The 20544-nt window shown below is 62.6% G+C and carries 22 protein-coding genes; 5 read left to right on the forward strand and 17 right to left on the reverse strand.

The genetic code is table 11. The features are described from left to right. Nucleotides 1-4: 4 nt before the first annotated feature. The 7 genes from X756_RS156525 to X756_RS156495 form a co-directional block, all read right to left on the reverse strand. Nucleotides 5-901: a glutamine amidotransferase family protein gene (locus X756_RS156525; RefSeq protein ID WP_023668550.1), complete on the reverse strand. Its 897-nt coding sequence runs from the start codon at nt 899-901 to the stop codon at nt 5-7. Between the two features lie 84 nt (nt 902-985). Continuing rightward, complete coding sequence (locus X756_RS156520; RefSeq protein WP_023729274.1) at nt 986-1309, reverse strand: hypothetical protein; 324 nt, start codon at nt 1307-1309, stop codon at nt 986-988. After that, nucleotides 1306-1995 carry a hypothetical protein gene (locus X756_RS156515; protein ID WP_023729275.1) on the reverse strand — a complete coding sequence of 230 codons (690 nt, stop codon included), beginning with the start codon at nt 1993-1995 and terminating at the stop codon, nt 1306-1308. Before X756_RS156515 ends, X756_RS156520 begins: the two co-directional genes overlap by 4 nt. A 41-nt stretch (nt 1996-2036) precedes the next feature. After that, nucleotides 2037-3431, reverse strand: coding sequence for an APC family permease (locus X756_RS156510; protein WP_023668547.1), 1395 nt, complete (start codon nt 3429-3431; stop codon nt 2037-2039). A gap of 14 nt (nt 3432-3445) precedes the next feature. Next, entirely contained in the window at nt 3446-3607 is a 162-nt protein-coding gene (locus X756_RS1000000167235) for a hypothetical protein (protein WP_023668546.1), read from the reverse strand. A 27-nt stretch (nt 3608-3634) separates the two neighbouring features. Further along, on the reverse strand, nt 3635-4012 hold the full coding sequence (locus X756_RS156500) for a hypothetical protein (RefSeq protein ID WP_023729276.1): 378 nt from the start codon (nt 4010-4012) through the stop codon (nt 3635-3637). Between the two features lie 28 nt (nt 4013-4040). Further along, nucleotides 4041-4328, reverse strand: coding sequence for a hypothetical protein (locus X756_RS156495; protein WP_023668544.1), 288 nt, complete (start codon nt 4326-4328; stop codon nt 4041-4043). 286 nt (nt 4329-4614) lie between these two features. Between X756_RS156495 and X756_RS156490 the strand changes: the two genes are divergently transcribed. From X756_RS156490 to X756_RS156475, 4 genes are read left to right on the forward strand one after another with little or no spacing between them, the layout of a single operon-like run. Continuing rightward, nucleotides 4615-5748, forward strand: coding sequence for an aminomethyltransferase family protein (locus X756_RS156490; protein WP_023668543.1), 1134 nt, complete (start codon nt 4615-4617; stop codon nt 5746-5748). Between the two features lie 41 nt (nt 5749-5789). After that, entirely contained in the window at nt 5790-6386 is a 597-nt protein-coding gene (locus X756_RS156485) for a dimethylamine monooxygenase subunit DmmA family protein (protein WP_023668542.1), read from the forward strand. After that, the gene (locus X756_RS156480; RefSeq protein WP_023729277.1) at nt 6383-7348 is read left to right on the forward strand and encodes a PDR/VanB family oxidoreductase; all 966 of its coding nucleotides are present in this window, start codon (nt 6383-6385) and stop codon (nt 7346-7348) included. The genes X756_RS156485 and X756_RS156480 overlap by 4 nt, the downstream gene beginning before the upstream one ends. A 9-nt stretch (nt 7349-7357) precedes the next feature. Further along, entirely contained in the window at nt 7358-8398 is a 1041-nt protein-coding gene (locus tag X756_RS156475; protein WP_023692150.1) for a DUF3445 domain-containing protein, read from the forward strand. A gap of 165 nt (nt 8399-8563) precedes the next feature. Here the strand turns inward: X756_RS156475 and X756_RS156470 are convergent, their stop codons facing one another. After that, complete coding sequence (locus X756_RS156470; RefSeq protein WP_023692149.1) at nt 8564-9277, reverse strand: XRE family transcriptional regulator; 714 nt, start codon at nt 9275-9277, stop codon at nt 8564-8566. A 265-nt stretch (nt 9278-9542) separates the two neighbouring features. Between X756_RS156470 and X756_RS156465 the strand changes: the two genes are divergently transcribed. Further along, the gene (locus tag X756_RS156465) at nt 9543-10901 is read left to right on the forward strand and encodes an NAD(P)/FAD-dependent oxidoreductase (protein ID WP_023704844.1); all 1359 of its coding nucleotides are present in this window, start codon (nt 9543-9545) and stop codon (nt 10899-10901) included. Between the two features lie 41 nt (nt 10902-10942). On the opposite strand, the gene X756_RS1000000166615 is transcribed toward X756_RS156465, so the two are convergent. From X756_RS1000000166615 to X756_RS156435, 9 genes are all read right to left on the reverse strand, one after another. Continuing rightward, on the reverse strand, nt 10943-11737 hold the full coding sequence (locus tag X756_RS1000000166615) for a hypothetical protein (protein ID WP_023729278.1): 795 nt from the start codon (nt 11735-11737) through the stop codon (nt 10943-10945). Between the two features lie 154 nt (nt 11738-11891). Further along, entirely contained in the window at nt 11892-12029 is a 138-nt protein-coding gene (locus X756_RS1000000168685; protein ID WP_023696622.1) for a hypothetical protein, read from the reverse strand. A gap of 4 nt (nt 12030-12033) precedes the next feature. Beyond that, nucleotides 12034-12834, reverse strand: coding sequence for a hypothetical protein (locus X756_RS1000000166620; RefSeq protein ID WP_023729279.1), 801 nt, complete (start codon nt 12832-12834; stop codon nt 12034-12036). Nucleotides 12835-12841: 7 nt separating this feature from the next. Beyond that, nucleotides 12842-14821: an ABC transporter permease subunit gene (locus X756_RS156460; RefSeq protein ID WP_023729280.1), complete on the reverse strand. Its 1980-nt coding sequence runs from the start codon at nt 14819-14821 to the stop codon at nt 12842-12844. Beyond that, nucleotides 14818-15897, reverse strand: a complete 1080-nt coding sequence (locus X756_RS156455) for a glycine betaine/L-proline ABC transporter ATP-binding protein (protein ID WP_023668534.1) — start codon at nt 15895-15897, stop codon at nt 14818-14820. The genes X756_RS156460 and X756_RS156455 overlap by 4 nt, the downstream gene beginning before the upstream one ends. 70 nt (nt 15898-15967) lie before the next feature. Continuing rightward, entirely contained in the window at nt 15968-16942 is a 975-nt protein-coding gene (locus X756_RS156450) for an ABC transporter substrate-binding protein (protein WP_023729281.1), read from the reverse strand. Nucleotides 16943-17367: 425 nt separating this feature from the next. Beyond that, complete coding sequence (locus X756_RS156445) at nt 17368-18153, reverse strand: glucose 1-dehydrogenase (RefSeq protein ID WP_023729282.1); 786 nt, start codon at nt 18151-18153, stop codon at nt 17368-17370. 9 nt (nt 18154-18162) lie between these two features. Continuing rightward, complete coding sequence (locus tag X756_RS156440; RefSeq protein WP_023684416.1) at nt 18163-18927, reverse strand: SDR family oxidoreductase; 765 nt, start codon at nt 18925-18927, stop codon at nt 18163-18165. Between the two features lie 106 nt (nt 18928-19033). Beyond that, a complete protein-coding gene (locus X756_RS156435; RefSeq protein ID WP_023729283.1) occupies nt 19034-20542 on the reverse strand; it encodes a sugar ABC transporter ATP-binding protein in 1509 nt (502 codons plus the stop codon). Between the last annotated feature and the right edge of the window lie 2 nt (nt 20543-20544).

Here is a 20544-nt window from a genome sequence, read left to right on the forward strand (position 1 = left end):
GGGCTCAATGCTCCCAGAAATAGACGGTTGCGGGTTCCGGTTCCCAGACCCTCGCATTGTCTATGCCGGGCAGTTTGGTCAGCGCGCGATATTCCGAGCCGAAGGCGACATACTGATCGGTCTCGGCCATGACGGCGGGCTTGCAGGCGATCGGATCGCGCACCACGCCGAAACCGTTCTTGGTGCCGACGACGAAGGTGAAGAAGCCGTCGAGGTCGGACAGCGTGCCTTCCAGCGCCTCGCCGAGGTTCTTGCCATGCGCCATCTGCGACGAGAGATAGGCGGCGGCGACCTCGGTGTCGTTCTCGGTCTCGAATTTCATGCCCTCCCGCACCAGCTCACGCCGCACATTGTTGTGGTTGGAAAGCGAGCCATTGTGCACCAGGCACTGGTCGGCGCCGGTCGAGAACGGATGCGCGCCCATAGTGGTGACGGCCGATTCCGTCGCCATGCGGGTATGGCCGATGCCATGCGTGCCGGTCATCGAGCGGACGTCGAAACGGTCGACGACCGCTTCCGGCAGACCGACTTCCTTGTAGATTTCCACCGCTTCGCCGGCGCCCATGATGCGCACGTCGGGGCGGATTGACTGCAGCGCTTCGCGCGCGGCATCGACCTTGTCGGGCGCGGTTCTCAACACTGCATGGGTGGACTTCACCGCTATGCTCACCGGCGCGCCGATGGCCTTCGCGAGTTCGGCGTCGAGGCCGCGGAAATCGCGCTCGGGCTTCGCGGACTGGATGGTGATCTTGGCTTCATTCCTGGAAGGCGCGCCATAGATGGCAATGCCGGCGCTGTCGGGGCCGCGATCGCTGAGCGATATCAGCATCTGCGACAGCATCGAGCCGAGCTGCGGCTCAAGCGACTTGTCTTTCAGAAAAAGTCCGACGATTCCACACATGTCAGCCTCCCGGCGTTACCACTAGACGATGATGTATCGAATGCGTCGTGCGAATTCAATCATATGAAAAAAATATTCCTGTAGTTACGTATGCGGTTCGATGCCGCTTGGTGCACTATCGCTGCCGTCGCGGGCGCTGTGAATCCATGTAGCGGTGCGGATGCGGGCGATCTTGTAGGCGTCGAGGATCGACAGCGCATAGATCAGGAAGCCGCCGGCGTGGCGGCCGACGAAGCTGGCGTCGGCCGGCGCGATCTTGGCTGTCACCCAGGCGAGGATCACCATGAAGAACAGGAATTGCAGGCCGCGCACAGGCACGCCCAGAATGACGTGGCCGCTGGCCGGCAAGACGATTGCGGCGCCGAGCACGAGATAGGGGTTTGCCGGTGGGGGTAGGGGGGCGTTCATGCCACCTGCCTTTCCTGTCTGTTGATGGCGTCGCGCAGCCCCGAGGCTGAGGTGAGCAACCTCTCGACCAGCGCCGGATCCAGCCTTGTGCCGCCGAATGCAGCCTGCCGGAACACGCCGTAGCGCGCCCGTTCGGCCTCGGCCAGCAGCCAGACGATGCGCACGCCGTTCGGGGTGATCAAGAGTTCCTTGGCGCGGCCTTCGGCAAAGATGTCGAGAAGGCTGGCGATGAGGTTCTGCGGAAAGCGCGCCGCCCTGAGGTCGGTTCGCAGCACGGCTTCAGCCGGAAATCCCGGAGCCTTCGGCAGCGTATGCTGAAGATGATCGAAATTGGAGAAGGTCGTCGGCGAGCCCGGCCGCATCATCATGTCGAAGGTCGCCGGCACCGCAACCGGCTCTGTGATCGTGACACTCAACCATCGCGCCGGCAGCTTTCGCGTTGCCAGCGTGTCGACGATGGTGCGCAGCTGCACGCGCTGTCCGTTCCATGTGCCGGCCCAGGTGACAACGCCGGCTGTGCCATCGGAGACATCAACCGCATCTGTGATGACGGTCCGGATGCTGGCTGCCTCGGCTGCAAGATCAGCCTTGGCCTTTTTGCGGCTGGCGCGCGCATGCCAGGCGAGGTGCAGGACGAGAGCCACGGCGACCGCCCCGGCCAGCAATGCTGTCGTCACGTCAGACACCTCGTCACGCCATGCCCGCCCAGACCGGCAGGCCTCTCCTGTCAATAGCCCTGCGGCTTCGGCCACGGCATGGTGAACTGGTCGCCGCGGCGCACATAGCGGTAACGGTAGAAGTGGAACCACAGCGAGATCAGGAAGTAGAAGGCGACCATGGCGATCAGCTGCGTGCCGTAGCCGAGGAAGATCGCAAAGAAGGTCACCACGCAGAGGCAAAACAGCACGATCGCCGGGATCGGGTGGAACGGGTGCGTATAGCCGCGGCGGATCGTGCCCAGCGGCCACTTTTTGCGGAACATCATGATGTTTATGCTCATGAAGGTGTATTGCAGCACGCCCGACAGGATTGAGAAGGTGATCGCCTGGTTGAGGTCGGCGATGAAGGCGAAGGCGAGCGCGATCGGCAACAGGAACAGGATCGAGCGATAGGGCGTGCGGTATTTCGGGTGCACGGCCGAGAACCATGTCGGCAGATAGCGGTCGCGTCCAAGCGAGAACCACGCGCGGGCCGCATCGTTGATACAGCCATTGGCCGACGCCAGTGCCGCGAGCAGCGTGGCGACGAACAACAGGTTTTCCAGCAGCGGGCTGCCGGTCAGCTTGCCGGCGTCCCACAAGGGATAATAGGTGATACCGAGGTACTCCCAGGGCATCAGCGAGGCGCAGACATACCAGGTCATGGCGGCGGCGATCAAAAGCGTGATCATGCCGGCCATGGTGCCGTAAGGCAGCGAACGCGCCGGCGAGCGCACTTCCTCGGCGGCCTGCGTAGTGCCTTCGATGCCGAGATAGTACCAGATGCCGAACTGGAAGGCCGCGATGACGCCGATCCAGCCATAGGGCAGCGCATTGCCGGGGGTGACCAGTTCGTTGAGCTTCAGCACAGCACCCTGCGTCCAGGGGCTGACCGAGAAGAACAGGATAACGATCGAGACATAGGCTATCGCCGTGATGACGAAGTTGACGTTGAGCGTCATCAGCACGCCGCGATAGTTCAGCCATGCCAACACGACGATGGTGGCGGCAATGAAGGAGTTGTGGGTGAGCCCTTCGACGCCGGCCTTGGCGACGATGGTGTCGCCGAGCAGGATGGCGTCCGAAACCTCCAGCATGGTGTAGGCAAAGACCAGGAACAGCGCGACGTTGAAGGCCATCAGGGGCCCGACAATGTGCTTAGCCTGCGCGTATTGGCCGCCGGCGGCGGCAACCGTCGATGTCACCTCGGAGTCGATCATGGCGACCGAAGTGTACAAGAGCCCGACCACCCAGCAGACGATCAGCGCCGCCAGTGCGCCGCCCTTGTCGGCCGAGAAATTCCAGCCGGTGAATTCGCCGACCAGCACGATGCCGACGCCAAGCGCCCAGACATGGGCCGGGCCGAGCACGCGTAGCAGTGAAACCCTGTCGCCGTGTATTGCCGGTTCAAGCGTGATCGTCATTGTTCAATCCCCACTCAGATCCGGTGTTTTTCGGAAGCGGCTTCAAGCTCGCCTTCGCGCGAGGAAGTCAGCACCTCCTCGGAATAGGTCGTGTCGATCTTGAACCAGTCGTAGAGCATCCACAGCGCAAGCACGACCGAGATGCCCCACGATGCGTAAGAGAGTGCGACCCACATGAGCGTGCTTCCCCAAAATCTCTGGCGTTACTTGTCGTCGAACTTTTCGTTGATGACGTCGCGATATTCGCGGTCGGAGGCGCGGAACAGGAAGACGAAATAGCCGATCAGCACCGCCGCCATGATGATCAGCGTCGGCCAGTCGATGATGTAGTGGAAGCGGTTCTGGATGACGTCGTGCGCGGTCTCCGGCGTATAGCCGAGCTTTTCCCAGATCGAGGCCATGGTCGGGTTCTGTCCCAACGCTTCCCAGGTCTTGGCATCGAGCGCGTCGATGGATTTCGCCGCACCCGCCAAGCCGAGTTTCAATGGCAGCCACAGCGCCACGAAAATGGCGACCACGACGACCACGATATCGAAAATCTGCCCGGCCTTGCCTTGTTCCGGCGGCGTGTAGCGCGACATGACTTCTACCCCTCAGGACGTTCTGTTTTCAGGACTTGCGGTTGCGGGCCGCGTCGGCGTTCTTGATGTCGAGACCGTAGATGAAGTCCTTGTCTTCCTTGTAGTGATTGACCATCGCCAGGATGGCGGCCGTGTTGAAGATCAGCACGGCGGCCGCCGCGATCGCGACGACGATCTTGATCCCGGTGTCCGGGATGTAGGGCCATGTCATGACGAGCACGAAGAGGATCGTCGCCCAAAGGCAGATGATCAGGAGCGCGGATCCGCGCAGGTCGGAACGGTACAGCGCTTCGATGCGCTGCTGCAGGTCTGACATCGGTTTTCCCCTTTTTCCAGCGCCCGACCCCGAATTGGCCGCCCGCTGCCCTCTTTCAACAGAGTGAAATTTTTTTCATAAATTCGGACCGAATCCAGCAATTGTCAAGGTGATTTTACGTTGGGTTAACCGTTTGTCCCCAGCGGTAAATTTTGCCTGACAATGAAATTATTTGCTTGCGGGTATTGCGGCATCAGGACGTTTGCGATCAATATTCGACCAAATGCTCCCGCCTCCGCGCAGGGAGCCGGGAACACAATAGCATTTTCGAACGGAGGATTTGCGCATGACGGCATCCTGGAGATTTTCGACCCTGGCGGATCGCCATCGCGCGTTAGGCTCGAAGCTCGAAGACTGGAGCGGCATGGGCACCGCCTGGACCTACGACAAGGACGCCGACGAGGAATACACCGCCATCCGCACCAGGGCCGGGCTGATGGATGTGTCGGGCCTGAAGAAGGTTCACATCACCGGGCCGCACGCCTCACACCTCATCGACCTGGCAACGACGCGCGACGTCGAGAAGATCTATCCCGGCAAGTCGGCCTATGCCTGCATGCTGAACGAGGCCGGCAAATTCACCGACGACTGCATCCTCTACCGCACCGGGCCGAACGCCTGGATGGTGGTGCACGGCTCCGGCACCGGCCATGAGGAATTGCAGCGCGCTTCCGTCGGCCGCGACGTATCGCTGCGCTTCGACGACAATCTGCACGACCTGTCGCTGCAGGGACCGACCGCGGTCGACTATCTCTCAAAGCATGTGCCGGGCATTCGCGACCTCAACTATTTCCATCATATGCAGACGCAGCTGTTCGGCTTTCCCGTCATGATCTCGCGCACCGGCTATACCGGCGAGCGCGGCTACGAGATATTCTGCCGCGGCCAGGACGCCGGCACGATCTGGGACAGGATCCTCGACGAGGGCAAGAGCGCCGGCATCATTCCGTGCCGCTTCACCACGCTCGATATGCTGCGCGTCGAAAGTTATTTGCTGTTTTATCCCTATGACAACTCGCAGAAATATCCGTTCGAGAACGAAGGCCCCGGCGACACGCTGTGGGAGCTCGGCCTCGACTTCACCGTCAGCCCCGGCAAGACCGGCTTTCGCGGCGCCGAAGAGCATTACCGCCTCAAGGGCAAGGAGCGCTTCAAGATCTACGGCGTGCTGCTCGACGGCAAGCAACCCGCGGATGAGGGCGCGCCGGTCTATCGCGACGGCAAAAAGGTGGGCGTGGTCACCTGCGCCATGTATTCGCCGCTGGTCGAGAAATCGATGGGCATCGCCCGCCTCGACGTCGACTGTGCGGTCAAGGACACCAAGCTCGAGATCCGCAACAAGAGCGGTTCGATCAGGGCGACGGCGCAGCCTCTGCCCTTCGACGATCCCAAAAAGACCAAGCGCACGGCGAAAGGCTGAGGCACAATCGACAGCGAGGGTTTCGAGGTACGAAGTAGAGAATGGCAGCCAAAACGATCATCAGCCGGCCCATTTACGGAACCCTGTCCCCGCAGCCCGGCAAGCATCATCTTTTCGTGGCGGATGCGGAAGGCGCGCTGGCGATCGTCGATATGGCAAGGACGGCGCCCCCCGGCTTCTTCGACGGCGCCGAAATCGTCTTCATTCCCGGGGCCGACGGCAAGCACGTTGCCGCTCTTGAGGCACTGAAGTCCGCGCAATTTCATGTCGCGCCAACCTTCGCCAGCCTGCTGCCCCGGCTGAAGCAGACGCTTGCCAACGCGCATATGGGCCTGCGCCTCTATCTCGCCGGCACCGAAGGGCTGATCGGCCAGGCCATGCAGGTGGCGCTCGAAGCCGGCATCGATCATACCTCCATGCAGACCGAGCATCGCGGCTCATTGGCGCGGCGCATGCAGTGCGTGCATTGCAAAGGCATCACCGAAAATGTGACGACGCAGCCGGCCACCTGCGCGCATTGCGGCCTGCTGCTTCTGGTGCGCGATCATTATTCGCGACGGCTGGCAGCATTCCAGGGCGTCTGCATAAATGCCGAGGATCGCTCGGAGATACCTCCCATCGAGGAGGTCTTCCCATGAGCACCGGCACCACCAAGCTCGATGTCGTCGTCAGCGACGTCGTCCCGGTCAACGAACTGGTGACGCGCTTCCATTTCCGCCGCCGTGACGGTGAGCTTTTGCCGACCTTTTCCGGCGGCGCCCATGTCGTGGTCGAGATGCGCGATGGCGACCGCACAAGGCTCAATCCCTATTCGCTGATGGGGTCGCCGCTCGACACCCGCGAATACACCATCTCGGTGCGCCGCGACGATGTCGGCCGCGGCGGCTCGTTGTTCATGCACCGGAGCGTCAACCCCGGCCTGGAGATGGTGGTCAGCTACCCCGTCAATCTGTTCTCGCTCGACCTCAGGGCCAAGAAGCATCTGATGCTTGCCGGCGGCATCGGTATCACGCCGTTCATGGCGCAGACCGCGCAGCTCGCCGGGTCCGGCGGCAATTTCGAGCTGCACTACACCTGCCGCACCGCCTCGCTCGGCACCTATGCCGATGTGCTGCAGGAGCGCTATGGCCGTCGCGTCCGGCTCTATCAGGACGACCGCGACGAGCGCATCGAACTCGACCGTCTCTTGTCCTCGCAGCCGCTCGGCACCCATCTCTATGTCTGCGGCCCGACCGGCATGATCAACTGGGTGCGCGAGCGCGCTGCGGCTCTCGGCTGGCCGGCGGAGACCGTGCACTACGAGCATTTCGCGGCACCCCAGCCCGGCCTGCCGTTCGACGTCACACTTGCCGTCAGCGGCAAGACCATCCGCGTCGGCGAGCAGCAGAGCCTGCTCGAAGCGATCGAGGCCGCCGGCGTCGATCCGCCCTATCTCTGCCGCGGCGGTGTCTGCGGCCAGTGCGAGACCAACGTCATCTCGCATGACGGCAAGTTCATCCACAACGACCACTGGCTGAGTGAGGAAGACCACCGTTCCGGCTGCAAGATCATGCCGTGCGTGTCGCGCTTCGAAGGCAAGTCGCTGGTCCTGGAAAGATAGGAGGCGAGCTTGGGCATCACCTTTCGCAAGGAAACGTTTCGCGACGATTTCACCTTCAACAACAGCCCGGAGCACATCAGGCGGTTTCCGTTTCCGTTCCACGAAGACAGCTACATGTACGCGGTCAACATCGAGCCGCATGTCGTCGGTCCCAAGGGCAGCGTGCTGGAAAACCTGATAGACGTCGACGAGCACTATGTCGCCGAGATGCAGGACCGCGCTTTGGTGCTGGCCGAGGATCCGCTGCGCTGCCAGTCGCTGCCGCATATGACGCTGGCCGGCTGGGACCTGCTCGAACTTTTGATGGAGCAACAGGCACTTGGCTATCCCGAGCATTTCACCCTGACCCGCGACGGCGACCGCTGGCGCTGGATCAACCGGCCGCTCGGTATCGACGACACCTTCACCTTCGGCGACACCTCGACACTGCCTTACGGGCCGATGGAGTACATCACCCGCCAGAGCCAGGGCGATTTCTGCATCCTCGATCAGCGCGACGGCAATCTGTGGATGGACGCCGGCATGGTCACCACCCAGGCCGACTGGTCGCTCGATTTCGACATCGGCATGAATTTCTTCGAATGGCACGCGCCGGTGCCGCTGGCGCATGAGAAGGGGATTTTCGTCAGGGCGCTGAAGTTCCTCACCAACATCCAGCAGGGCAAGCCGGCGCGGCGTCTCAACTGGACGATGACCATCAACCCGCGCCTCGACACCAGCCCGGAGAATTACCACAAATGGGGCCCGGACCGCGCGACGGTGACGCCCGAAAATGTCGGCGACAAGGTGCATCTGCGCGTCGAACTGCAAAGCTTCTGGCGGCTGCCGCGCTCGAACGGCATCGTCTTCCCGATCCGCTGCTATCTCATCAAGATGGACGAACTGGTGACACAGCCGAAATGGGCAAGACGACTGCACCGGGTGATCCGGGATTTGCCGGAAGAGCTGGCCACCTACAAGGGCCTGACGCGGTATCGGCCGACATTGGTGGAATGGCTGTCGAAGCTGGATGATGGCAGTGCGACGTCACCGGGGTTCGGGCCGGACTAAAGGCCCCCTCATCCGGCCGCTGCGCGGCCACCTTCTCCCCGAGCGGAGAAGAGATCGCCAGCGCTGACGCCAGACTCCTCTCCCCTCGGGGAGAGGTCGGATTGCCCCGAATTGCTCTTGCAATTCGGCCTTGGCAATCCGGGTGAGGGGGCTGCGGCGGTCCGATTACCCAGCGCTATTCTGCGGATAGCAAATGATCGACAGATACCGCATCGGAAGTTTCGTCAGTTGCTCCGGCCCGTGCGGCGCGTCGGCGTCGAAGAACAGGCTGTCGCCCGGCTTCATCGGATAGAGGTTGCTGCCGTGCCGGTACACCACCTCGCCCTCCAGCATATAGAGGAATTCCATGCCCTCATGCTGGAAGGTCGGGAACACATCCGAATCCTCGGTCAGCGTAATCAGATAGGGCTCGACGACGACGCCGCTGGTGTTGGAGCCGATATGGCCGAGCAGATTGTATTGATGGCCGGCGCGGGTGCCGCGGCGTTCGACATCTAGCCCTTCGCCGGCCTTGACGAAGACGGCGCTGCGCTCTTCCTCGAATCGGCGGAAGAAGGCGGTGACGGGAACGCCGAGCGCCCTCGACAGCGCCTGCAGTGTGGTCAGCGACGGCGAGGTGATGCCGTTCTCGATCTTCGACAGCATGCCCAGCGAAATATCGGTGGCGACGGCGAGATCGGCGACGGTGATGCCGAGCTTCTTGCGGAAGGCGCGCACCTCGCGCCCGATCGCCACCTCCAGCACTTTTTCGCGGGTGTCGCGAATGGCATGCGGGTTCTGCGTCAGCGGCGCGCGGATGGTCTTCCCGTCCACGGATGCCTTCGCCGGTGGCTTTGCCCTTGTCGAAGCAGTCTTGGAGTCGGAACTTGTCTTCGCCATCTCGCCCCCGAATCCCCATGATTATTTCACTCCAGGTGAACATATTCGGTGCCGATACAGAAACGCAACCGCGCAGCAAGCCCGTTAAGTCGAATGGTGTCCGCACCGGATTTGCGCCGTCATCCGTTTCCGGAAATCCGCTGGGGCGAAACGCGGTTTCTCCACAAGGCCTGTTGACAGCATCCAAGAGGCAATTACTGTCCTGTGAGTGAAATTTGTTTCGTAAGAGCAATTCCAAAAATCGAATGACACCGGGAGGCCTGCCATGAAAACGCGCGTTGCCGTCATTGGAGCGGGGCCATCCGGTCTGGCCCAGCTCAGGGCCTTCAAGTCGGCTGCCGACAAGGGCGCCGAGATACCCGAAATCGTCTGCTTCGAAAAGCAGTCCGACTGGGGCGGCCTGTGGAACTACACCTGGCGCACCGGCCTCGACGAGCACGGCGATCCCGTCCACGGCTCGATGTACCGCTACCTCTGGTCGAACGGACCGAAGGAGTGCCTGGAATTCGCCGACTACACGTTCGAGGAGCATTTCGGCCGCCCGATCGGATCCTACCCGCCGCGCGCGGTGCTGTGGGATTACATCAAGGGTCGCGTCGAGAAATCAGGCCTGCGCGAATGGGTACGCTTCAACAGCCCGGTGCGCATGGTGACTTTCTCCGACGAGACGAGGAAATTCACCGTCACCGCGCATGACCGCACCAACGACGTCACCTACTCCGAGGAGTTCGACAATGTCGTCGTCGCCTCAGGGCATTTTTCCGTTCCCAACGTTCCCTATTTCGAAGGCTTTTCGACATTCAACGGCCGCATCCTGCACAGCCATGATTTTCGCGACGCCATGGAGTTCAAGGGCAAGGACATACTGATCATCGGCCGCTCCTATTCTGCCGAGGACATCGGCTCGCAATGCTACAAATACGGCGCCAGATCTATCACCTCCAGCTACCGCTCCAAGCCGATGGGGTTCAAATGGCCGGAGAACTGGAAGGAAGTGCCGCTGCTGCAGAAGGTCGTCGGCAAGACGGCGCACTTCAAGGATGGCACCACCAAGGACGTCGACGCCATCATCCTGTGCACCGGCTATCTGCATTCCTTCCCGTTCCTCACGGAAGAGCTGAAGCTGAAGACCGCCAACCGCATGTGGCCGGACGGGCTCTATGAGGGCGTCGTGTGGGAGAAGAACCCGAAACTGTCCTATATCGGCATGCAGGACCAGTTCTACACTTTCAACATGTTCGACGCCCAGGCCTGGTTCGCCCGTGACGTCATCATGGGCCGCATCAAGCTGCCGTCGGTACAGGCGATGGCCGAGCACGGCGCCAAGTGGCGGGCACGCGAAGAGACGCTGGAAGACGCCGAGCAGATGATCTGGTTCCAGGGCGACTACACCAAGGAATTGATGGACCAGACCGACTATCCCGGCTTCGACGTCGAGGCGGTCAACCAGACCTTCATGGAGTGGGAGCACCACAAGGCGGAAGACATTATGAGCTTCCGCGACCACGCCTACCGCTCGCTGATGACCGGCACCATGGCGCCATCGCACCATACGCCCTGGCTGCAGGCGCTGGACGACTCGATGGAAAGCTATCTCCAGGTGAAGGGCGTGGCGGCGGAATAGGTCGGCGTGATGCAAAACAATGCGCCGGCACCGGCCCAGTTTCAATTCAGAGGGTAGTCGGGAGCCGCATCGGTCTCCGTCACCTTGACCCACACCAATTCGCTATAATAGGCGCCCTCCGGGCCGGTGCCGTACATGGACAGTCTGTCAGCCATCAGCAGATGTGTCATGTCTTTGAGTGCCCGGCCGGTCGGCTCCTCGGGCCAGGCGAAGACGCCGTCGGTTTTGGCGCCGAACCTCACATCGGTGCATCCGAAATCGATCTCGACCTTCCACGACAGCAACGGCCTGATATCGCTGAGCGGCGGGCGCGGCGGATCGGGCTGCTCGAAGTGATGGTCGACCGAGACTCTCGTCGGCACTGCCGGCGTGATGCCTTTGGCTTTGAAGGAGGCGATGGCGTCGTCGCCAAATCGTGCGAGCAGGCCAGCGTGCCATAACCGGTAGGTCGCGCGGAAAAAGCCGCTGACCCGGATAGATTTGCCATCGTTGTTGAAGACGTTCACAGCGGCGTAGAAACGGCGCAGTCGTGGCGCCAGCGCCCGCCAGTCGCATTCGGCCGGTGTCCCCGGCGTCGCGATGAAATCGTCAAGCAGATCGCTGCCGCGCACATTGGCGTTCAGCACCGTGCAATCCTCACCATGGATATGCCAGTGCCGCCGGAGCTCGGCTGCTGCGATGCCAGGCTTGCGCAGCTCTTCCACCGAGGCGCGAACCCGAGCAATCGCGTAGGACGTAGCCGCATCCAACGTCTCAAACCCCGAAACCACATGCTCGCCGGTCTTGGCCATGTCGAAGACGACGACAGTAAAAGGCGGTTCGCGCTGATCGGGCATTCGGCAGCAAGCTCAGGCTGGTCGAGGATGAAGCAGCTTTCCGCGCGAAAATGCGTCAAAGTCAAGAGCTGGAGCGCGGCCTGCCATTTCCAGAAGAGGCGAACTCCAGAAGAGGCGAAACCGTCTATCCGAGCCGTGCTTGAGCTTTCGCGGCTCAGGGGTCGAAGACCGACCGCGATGATGTCGATGGCAGGTTGTTGCCAGCCCGCGACAATGCCGCGACTTTGGACAGTGCGATGAACACTTTCTGGCCGAGATCGCGTGTGCCGGCCACGGGGCAGGTGATGATCATCACTTCAATCCAGCGGATAGTCGGGAGGCGCCTCCGTCTCGGTCACCTTGGCGGCTAGTATCTCGCAGTCGTTGGCCCAGTCGGGGCCATCGCCGCGCATGGCCATCATGTCGGCCATCAGCAGGAACTGCATGGTTCTGAGCGCCCAGTCGGTGGGCTCTTGCGGCCAGGCGAAGATTCCGGCGGCGTCGCCGCCGAACTTCACGTCATGGCAGACGAAACCGACCTCGACCTTCCAGGATCGCAGCGTCACGCCTGGCGGCGGGTAGGGCGGGTCGGGAAGCTCGAAGTAATTGGCGACCATGAGCTTCGTCGGCTCCGCCGGCTCGATCCCCTTGGCCTTGAAGGCGGCAATGGCGTCGTCGCCAAAGCGCTCGAGCAGACCGTCTCGCGACAGCCTGAAGGTCGAGCGAAAGAAGCCGCCGGCCCAGACGGATTCGTTGTTGCCGTTGGAGATCAGCAGCGAGGCGCGGAAGCGGCGCAGCCTGGGCGCGAGAACTTGCCAGTTGCATTCGGCCGGCATCGACGGCGTCGCAATGAAATCGTCGAGTAGATCGCTGCCGCGCACTCCGGCGTTCAGCACCGAACAGTCTTCGCCATAGAGGTGCCAAAGCTGGCGTAATTCGGTGGCTGTGAGGCCAGGCTTGCGCAATTCCTCCACCGAGGCGCGAACCCGCGCAATCGCATAGGCCGTCGCCGCCCCCAGCTTCTCGAAGCCGGAAATCAGATGCTCGCCATCCGGCTCGCCGGTCTTGGCCATGTCGAAAACGACAACGGCAAAAGGCGGTTCGCCGGGATTGGACATTCAACAATTATCCTAGTCTTGTCCGCGCCTTCGCCGTCCAGGCATTGAACAGCCGGTCGGCGACGATGCCGATAAAGGCTATTGCCAGCCCGGCGACAATGCCGCGGCCGGAATCGGCTTTCGACAGCGCGATGAACACTTCCTGGCCGAGATCGCGCGTGCCGACCATGGCGCAGATGATGATCATCGCCAATGCCATCAGGATGGTCTGGTTGACGCCGAGCATGATCTCGGGGAGCGCCAGCGGCAATTGCACGCGAAAGAACGTCTGGCGCGGCGTGCAGCCGGAAACCTTCGCCGCCTCGATCAATGCCGGCGGCACCTGCCTTATGCCATGATTGGTGTAGCGGATCGCCGGCACCACGGCGAAGGCCACCGTGGCGATCATGGCCGTGACGTCGCCAACCCGGAACAGCATCACCACAGGAATGATGAAGCAGAAGGACGGCAGCACCTGCAGCGTGTCGATGATGGGCGTGACGATCTTTTCGAAGCGGTCGCTGCGCGCGGCCATCAGGCCAATCGGGATGCCGATCAGGCAAGCGATGAAGGCCGAGATGCCGCAGAGATAAACCGTCGCCATAGTCTTTTCCCAAAGGCCGGTGACGGCGCAGAAGGCGGTCAGCGCCGCGACAAGGGCGGCCAAACGCAGGCCACTGAGCTGATAGCCGGCGAGGCCGAGCAGGGCCACCGCGCCGAGCCACGGAAAGCCTTCGCAGAAGGCGCGCAGCGGGTTCAGTACATTGAGGATGAGCGCCACGCGAAACGCTTCGATCACGTCGAAGAAGTTGATCGTCACCCAGCTCACCGCCGCCTTCCACAGTGGCGCGGTGGTGAAGGTGATCTCCTTCGGCACCGCTGCGAACGCCGGTACGAACAGGCCGAGCAGCGTCGTCACGACCAGGATGGCGATGGCCAGCGACAGATTGGGATAGCGCCGCCAAACGCTCTGGTTCGCCTGCCGTTGAACGTGGCCTTTTGCCTGCTTATGCGCGATCGCCTGGCTCAGCCGGTCGAGCGCGATTGCGAGCGCCACAATGGCGAGCCCGGCTTCCATCGCTTCGCCGACCTTCAGCGCACGCAGCGCCAGCAGCACATCATAGCCGAGGCCGCCGGCGCCGATCATCGAGGCGATGATCACCATGTTCAGCGCCAGCATGATCACCTGGTTGACGCCGATCATCAGTGTCGGCCGCGCCGACGGCAGCTGCACGCGCCACAATTTCTGCCGCGCCGTGCAGCCGGCCATCTCTGAGAAATCGTCGATCTCGGAGGGCACCCGCGACAGACCCAGCATCGTTGCCCGCACCATGGGCGGCGTGGCGAAGATGGCGGTGGCGATCATCGCCGAGACCGGGCTGTTGCCGAACAGGAGCAGCATCGGGATGAGATAGGCGAAGGTCGGGATGGTCTGCATCAAATCGAGGGCAGGGGAGATGATCAGCCGCTCGGCCCATGGCTTGCGCCACGCCCAGATGCCGGCGAACAGGCCGGTGACGATGCAGAACGGCACCGCGATGGAAATCAGTGCCAGTGTCAGCATGGCGCTGGTCCACTGGCCGAACAGCGCGGTGTAGAGGAAGCAGCCGCCGACCAGCATGCCGAGTTTTCTACCGCCCACGGCGTGCCCGGCGATGAAGGCGGCTACGCAGACGCCGATCCAGGACAGGCGCGGCAGGACATAGGCATCGGCACCGTGACCAATCTTGAAATTCTTGGCCAGCAGGTCGAGCGCGAAATCGAGGGGAACGCCGAGCACCGCGGTGATCGAGCGGGTCAGCCAGGACAAGTTCGACTTGATCCAGCGCATCAGCGCACTGACCCAGTCGGCGACGGGAACGACCGCATCGGCCGGATAGTCGACCGCCCATGGCAGCCTCTCCTGCAGCAGGAATACCACCAGCACGGCGGCCAGCGCCAGCGCCCAGATCAGCAGCCAGCGCTGAACCGGTGGCCTCGTTTGGCTGGCGCTTGCAGTCACCGTCATGCGCCGGCTCTTTGCTTGTCGATGCCGGCCAGCAGTCCGATCACGGCTTGCGGCGTCACCTCGCCGATCGACTTGCCGCTGCCGTTGACCACCGCGAACGGTTTTCCCGAAGCGACGATGCTGGCCGAGAAGCTGGCGATCCTGGCGTCGGGCGAAACCGTGCCGCCATGCTCGGAGCCATCCAGGGCACGCATCAGGCTGCGCGCCGAAATCACCTTGGCGCGGTCGACATCCCGGGTGAATTCGGCGACATAGTCGGTCGCCGGATTGACCACCAGTTGCTCCGGTGTGCCGATCTGGATGACCTCGCCGTCCTTCATGATGGCGATGCGGTCGGCCAGCCTGATCGCCTCGTCGAAATCATGGGTGATGAAAACGATGGTCTTGTGCAGCATGGTCTGCAGCCGCATCAGCTCGTCCTGCATCTCGCGGCGGATCAATGGGTCAAGCGCCGAGAACGGCTCGTCGAGGAACCAGATCTCCGGCTTGGTCGCGAGGCTGCGGGCAATGCCGACGCGCTGCTGCTGGCCGCCGGAGAGTTCGCGCGGATAGAAATGCTCGCGGCCGCGTAAGCCCACGAGATCGATCACCTCCCGCGCTCTCGCTTCGCGCGTCGGCCGGTCCTGGCCCTGGATACTCAGCGGGAAGGCAATGTTCTCCAGCACGTTCAGATGCGGCAGCAGCGCGAAATTCTGGAACACCATGCCCATGCGATGGCGCCGCAGTTCGATCAGCGCCGAATCGGAAATCTTGAGCAGATCGTTGCCTTCGAATTCGACCTTGCCGTGGGTCGGCTCGACCAGCCGCGACATGCAGCGCACCAGCGTCGACTTGCCGGAGCCGGACAGTCCCATAATGATGAAAATCTCGCCCTGGCGGATTTCGAGATCGACGGCGCGCACCGCGCCGACCAGTCCGGCCGCGGCGATGTCGGCCATGCTGGCCTTGCCGTCACGCTCGCGGATGAAGCTGGCCGCGTTCGATCCGAACAGTTTCCAGACATTACGGCAGGCAAGCTTTATCGGCCGCACATCCTCCGGCGTGCCAGTTGCCTGCGGTTCAGTCGCTTCCGTCATCCAATGGTCCTTCTGGAAAATGGAGATAAGACCCGGCCGCTAGGGCCGGGTCTGGCTTCCAGTCAGGCGATCACTGCGCCCAGGCTTTCCAGTCTGCTTCGTGGGCGGCGATCCAGGCGGCGGCGACATCTTCGGGCGTCTTGCCGCCGAGGTCGATCTCGCCGCTCATCTTGTTGAGCTCATCGGTGTCGATCGTGTACGCCTTGGCCACCTTGTAGGCGACCGGCCATTTGTCCTTCATGCCGGACCAGGAGTATTTCCAGATTTCGCCATGCGGTTTGCCGCAATCATATTTGGCATCCGGGTTGGTGCCCCATTTCGGGTCGGTGTAGCACTCGGGCGTATACTCCGGGAATGCGACCCACTCGCCCTTGTACTTGGCCGGCGCCCAATGCGGCGAATAGATCCACAGCATGATCGGCGCCTTGCGCTGATAGGCCGAGTCCAACTCGGCGAACATCGCCGCGTCGGTGCCGGCATGGATGACGGTGAAGGGCAGCTTCAGCGCCTCGACGCGCTCGTCGTCAAAGCCTTCCCAGGTTACCGGGCCGCCGAGATAGCGGCCCTTCGGCGCCGTCTCCGCTGTCGAGAACGCCTCGGCGCATTTCGGGTCCTTCAGCGCTTCCCAATTGGGCAGGCCGGGGCATTTCTCCTTCATATATTCGGGAAACCACCATTCCTCCTTGGCCTTCGGCCCGAGCTTGCCGAGCCGCTCGGTCTGGCCGGTGGCGTCTGAAGCCTTCATCGCTTCGCCGGCCGTCGTGTCCCAGAACTCCAGGCCGACATCAAGGTCGCCATTGGTGAGGCCGGTGGTCAGGCTGGAGAGGTAGTCGGCTGTCGGATATTCGACGGTATAGCCGAGCTTTTCGAGGATACCGCCAAGGATCTTGGCGTTGAGGTTGACGCTGGTCCAGTCGAACAGCGCGATCTTGATCGGGTCGTTGGATTCAGGTGCTGCTGCGTGGACCGGTGATGTAAGCGCACTTGCGGCGGCAAGCGCCAAGGCTCCCATTGATAGGTTCGAAATCACACTGCGAAATGACATGCTTGTTCTCCTGTCAAACCATGTGGAAATTTCTTGATCGTTCCCTTCTTGCGTCTTTTCTTGATTGTGTTGGAAAGGCGGGTCGTTACGCAAGCTCGTTCGCACCAAGCCAGTGCCGCGGCCGCAACTTGCGCAGGCGAAATGGTTGCTCGACTTGGTGTTTATGTGATGCCGGGCGGGCCCGCGTCATGGCATCGGATGGATTGCTGCGTGAGCAATCGTCAACAGATCGATCGCCGCTCCAGCGGCGCTCTCAGACGTGCGAGCCATCAAGGTCCCATGGTCTCGGCCGGCGAGCCCCATCCCCGCCAAGGCCGTTTCATGAGATGAAATTATATATACCAACGTTCATGCGGCGCAACGGCTGATGCCCTGTGCACTGCGGAATTTCAGACTGGTCGATTGCCAACCGCCAGAGCTGACGTTCACGACATGATCAGGCCGCCATCGACATTGATGGTTTGGCCGGTGATGTAGGTGGCGTCGTCGCTGGCGAGAAAGCTGACCAGGCCGGACACGTCCTCGCCGCTGCCGGCGCGGCCCATCGGGATGTTCTTCACCCATTCGGCCATCAGCTCGCCGGGCTTGTAGTCACCCATCAGCTTGCCCCACGCTGCGTCATTATAGGCCCACATGTCGGTGTTGATAATGCCGGGGCAGATGGCGTTGACGGTGATCTTTTCCTTGGCCACTTCCTTGGCCAGGCTCTGGGTAATGCCGACGACGCCGAACTTCGACGCCGCATAATGCGGCGTGTAGATGAAACCCTGCCGCGCCTGGCCCGATGCCGTGTTGATCAGCCGGCCGCCATCGCCATGCTTGCGGATGCGGGCGATCGCTTCCTGACAGCACAGGAACACGCCCTTGGTGTTGACCGCCATCACCTTGTCCCACTCGGCCTCGGTCATCGCCTCGATCCGGGCGATGGTGATGACGCCGGCATTCTGCACCGAAATGTCGACACGGCCGAATTCCTTCTCGGCGAGGTCGTAAAGCGCGGTGACCTCATCCTTCCTGGTAACGTCCATGCGCATCGACGCGACCTTGGCGCCTGCCGCTTTCAGGCCGGCGGCGACGTCCTCGACATGGGTATCGATGGCGCTGACCACCACCGCGGCACCTTCCTCGGCGAAGCGCTTCGCCATCGCCGCGCCGATGCCACCGCTCGCGCCGGTGATGACCGCAGTCTTGCCTTCAAAACGCTTCTGCATCTTTTCTCCTTACCAGCAGACAAAACCGCCATCGACGATCAGGTCGATGCCGGTGACGTAACTCGCGGCGCGGCTGGCCAGGAACACGGTCGGGCCGACCATCTCTTCCGGCGTCGCCATGCGCCCCATGGGCGTGTCGCGTTCGAAGATCTTGATCTGTTCGGCGACCTCCGGCCGCTTGTTCATCGGCGTCAGCGTGTAGCCTGGGCTCACCACATTGACGCGCAGGCCGCGATCGGCCCATTCCATGGCGAGGCTTTTCGACATGTGGATGACCGCCGCCTTCGACGAATTGTAGTGCGCCTGGGTCAGGCCGCGATTGACGATCGAACCCGACATGGAGGCGATGTTGATGATCGAGCCCTTGCGCCGCGTCAGCATGGCGCGCGCTTCGGCCTGGCAGGACAGGAACACGCCGCTGACATTCACGTCGTAGATTTTCTGCCACTTCTCCAGCGACAGCGTCTCGGCGGCCTCGGCTCCTGCAATGCCGGCATTGTTGACGGCGATGGTCAGCGCGCCGAGCTCCTTTTCCGTGCGCTCGACTGCGGTCGCTAGGTCGGCCTCCGACGTCACCGTCCCGGTCAGCACCACCGCCTTGCGGCCAAGCGCGGCGATCCTGTGCGCGGTCTCATCCAGCCCGCCTTTCGAGGCATGGCCGAAACAGGCTATGTCGGCGCCGGCTTCGGCGAGCCCGATGGCAATGGCCTGGCCAATGCCGCTGCCGGCGCCTGTTACCAGCGCTACGTCGCCGCTGAGATCGAATAGTTTCATGTTGTTCCCCCTCCTGAAATGAAGGGGCGCCAGTCTTTGCTGGCGCCCCGCGCGGTCCGGTCCTTGGGAGGATACCACCTGCTGCGCTTTGTTCCGACTCCTGTCCTCAGCTCGTGGCGAGTTCCATCACCGCGACATTGCTGGCCTCGCTGCGGCCGAGAATGCCGCGCTGGCGGCCGCGGCTCAGCACCAGCACCCGGTGCGACAGACCCAGCACCTCCTCGAGGTCGGAGCTCACCACCACCACCGCCATGCCGGAACGGGCGAGGTCGGCGATGACGTCGTAGATCGCTGCGCGCGCACCGACATCGATACCGCGCGTCGGCTCATCGAGGATGAACACCTTCGGCGGGCGTGACACCCATTTGGCGATGATCACCTTCTGCTGGTTGCCGCCGGAAAGCTTGCTGACCGCCTGGCCAGGTTTGCCCTTGACCCCGAGCCTTGCGACGCCGGCTTCGGCGAATTTCTGCACCGCTTTCGGAAACACCCAGCCCTTCGGCGCGACATGGTCGAAATTGCCGAACGCCAAATTCTCGCCGATGGTCTGGTCGAGCACGACGCCTTGCGCCTTGCGGTCTTCCGGCACCAGCACGACGCCGGCCTTGATCGCTGCCGCCGGCCCGCTGAGATGCACCGATTTGCCGGCAACGCGCACCGAGCCCGACGAGATCGGATCGGCGCCGGCGATCGCCCGCACCAGTTCGGTGCGGCCGGCGCCGATCAACCCGGCAATGCCGAGGATCTCGCCTGCTTTGACCGAGAAGGAAACGTTGTTGAAGCTCTTCTCCGGCGAGGACAGGTTGTCGACCTCGAGCAGCGTCTCCTCGCGCGGCGGTGTCAAGTGTGGGAACATCCGCTCGACCGAGCGGCCGACCATCTGCTCCACCACGGTGCGCACGGGAATATCGGCGCGCTCGTGGCGGGCGACGATGCGGCCGTCGCGCATCACCACCACGCGGTCGGCAATCTGCGCGATCTCGTCGAGACGATGGCTGATGTAGATGAAGGACATGCCTTCCGCCTTGAGCTTGCGGATCTGCTGGAACAGCAGTTCCGTTTCCTCGCCGCCGAGTGCAGCCGTCGGCTCATCGAAGATCAGCAATTCGGCATTCAGCGTCAGCGCCTTGGCGATCTCGACCTGTTGCTGGGCGGCGATGCGCAGCGCGCCCACCTTGCGCTCGGGCGAGACGTCGAGGCCAAGCCGCTTCAACTGCGCCGAGGCCTTGGCGTTCATCTCGGCGCGGTCGATGCGGCCGCCGCGCATCGGCAGGCGCCCGACATAGACGTTTTCCGCCACCGACAGATCCGGCAGCAGCTTCAGTTCCTGATGGATCATGCCCACACCGGCATCGATTGCCGCGGCAGGCGAGGCGGGGGAATAGGGCTTCCCCCGCCAGATGATGGTGCCCGCGTCGGGCCGGGTCGAGCCGGCGATGATATTGGACACCGTCGACTTGCCGGCGCCGTTTTCGCCGAGCAGCGCCACAACCTCGCCCGGCCGCACCTCAAAGCTTGCATCGGCCAGGACCTGGACCGGTCCGTAGCTCTTGCAAAGGCCGTTGACGAAGAGCCCGTTGTGCGGGCTTTCGCTGTGGCGAGGATCAGGAGACATCG

This window comes from Mesorhizobium sp. LNJC405B00 (assembly GCF_000502615.1).
GTDB lineage: Bacteria > Pseudomonadota > Alphaproteobacteria > Rhizobiales > Rhizobiaceae > Mesorhizobium.

Excerpts from the sequence above, each read along its gene's own strand:
- X756_RS156520 (WP_023729274.1), bottom strand. The coding sequence starts at position 1,309 with ATGAACGCCCCCCTACCCCCACCGGCAAACCCCTATCTCGTGCTCGGC.
- X756_RS1000000168685 (WP_023696622.1), bottom strand. The coding sequence starts at position 12,029 with ATGATCATCACCTGCCCCGTGGCCGGCACACGCGATCTCGGCCAGAAA.
- X756_RS156450 (WP_023729281.1), bottom strand. The coding sequence starts at position 16,942 with ATGTCATTTCGCAGTGTGATTTCGAACCTATCAATGGGAGCCTTGGCG.
- X756_RS156495 (WP_023668544.1), bottom strand. The coding sequence starts at position 4,328 with ATGTCAGACCTGCAGCAGCGCATCGAAGCGCTGTACCGTTCCGACCTG.
- X756_RS156485 (WP_023668542.1), top strand. The coding sequence starts at position 5,790 with ATGGCAGCCAAAACGATCATCAGCCGGCCCATTTACGGAACCCTGTCC.
- X756_RS1000000166620 (WP_023729279.1), bottom strand. The coding sequence starts at position 12,834 with ATGTCCAATCCCGGCGAACCGCCTTTTGCCGTTGTCGTTTTCGACATG.
- X756_RS156440 (WP_023684416.1), bottom strand. The coding sequence starts at position 18,927 with ATGAAACTATTCGATCTCAGCGGCGACGTAGCGCTGGTAACAGGCGCC.
- X756_RS156525 (WP_023668550.1), bottom strand. The coding sequence starts at position 901 with ATGTGTGGAATCGTCGGACTTTTTCTGAAAGACAAGTCGCTTGAGCCG.
- X756_RS156435 (WP_023729283.1), bottom strand. The coding sequence starts at position 20,542 with ATGTCTCCTGATCCTCGCCACAGCGAAAGCCCGCACAACGGGCTCTTC.
- X756_RS156460 (WP_023729280.1), bottom strand. The coding sequence starts at position 14,821 with ATGACGGTGACTGCAAGCGCCAGCCAAACGAGGCCACCGGTTCAGCGC.
- X756_RS156465 (WP_023704844.1), top strand. The coding sequence starts at position 9,543 with ATGAAAACGCGCGTTGCCGTCATTGGAGCGGGGCCATCCGGTCTGGCC.
- X756_RS156510 (WP_023668547.1), bottom strand. The coding sequence starts at position 3,431 with ATGACGATCACGCTTGAACCGGCAATACACGGCGACAGGGTTTCACTG.
- X756_RS1000000166615 (WP_023729278.1), bottom strand. The coding sequence starts at position 11,737 with ATGCCCGATCAGCGCGAACCGCCTTTTACTGTCGTCGTCTTCGACATG.
- X756_RS156455 (WP_023668534.1), bottom strand. The coding sequence starts at position 15,897 with ATGACGGAAGCGACTGAACCGCAGGCAACTGGCACGCCGGAGGATGTG.
- X756_RS156490 (WP_023668543.1), top strand. The coding sequence starts at position 4,615 with ATGACGGCATCCTGGAGATTTTCGACCCTGGCGGATCGCCATCGCGCG.
- X756_RS156500 (WP_023729276.1), bottom strand. The coding sequence starts at position 4,012 with ATGTCGCGCTACACGCCGCCGGAACAAGGCAAGGCCGGGCAGATTTTC.
- X756_RS156445 (WP_023729282.1), bottom strand. The coding sequence starts at position 18,153 with ATGCAGAAGCGTTTTGAAGGCAAGACTGCGGTCATCACCGGCGCGAGC.
- X756_RS156480 (WP_023729277.1), top strand. The coding sequence starts at position 6,383 with ATGAGCACCGGCACCACCAAGCTCGATGTCGTCGTCAGCGACGTCGTC.
- X756_RS156470 (WP_023692149.1), bottom strand. The coding sequence starts at position 9,277 with ATGGCGAAGACAAGTTCCGACTCCAAGACTGCTTCGACAAGGGCAAAG.
- X756_RS1000000167235 (WP_023668546.1), bottom strand. The coding sequence starts at position 3,607 with ATGTGGGTCGCACTCTCTTACGCATCGTGGGGCATCTCGGTCGTGCTT.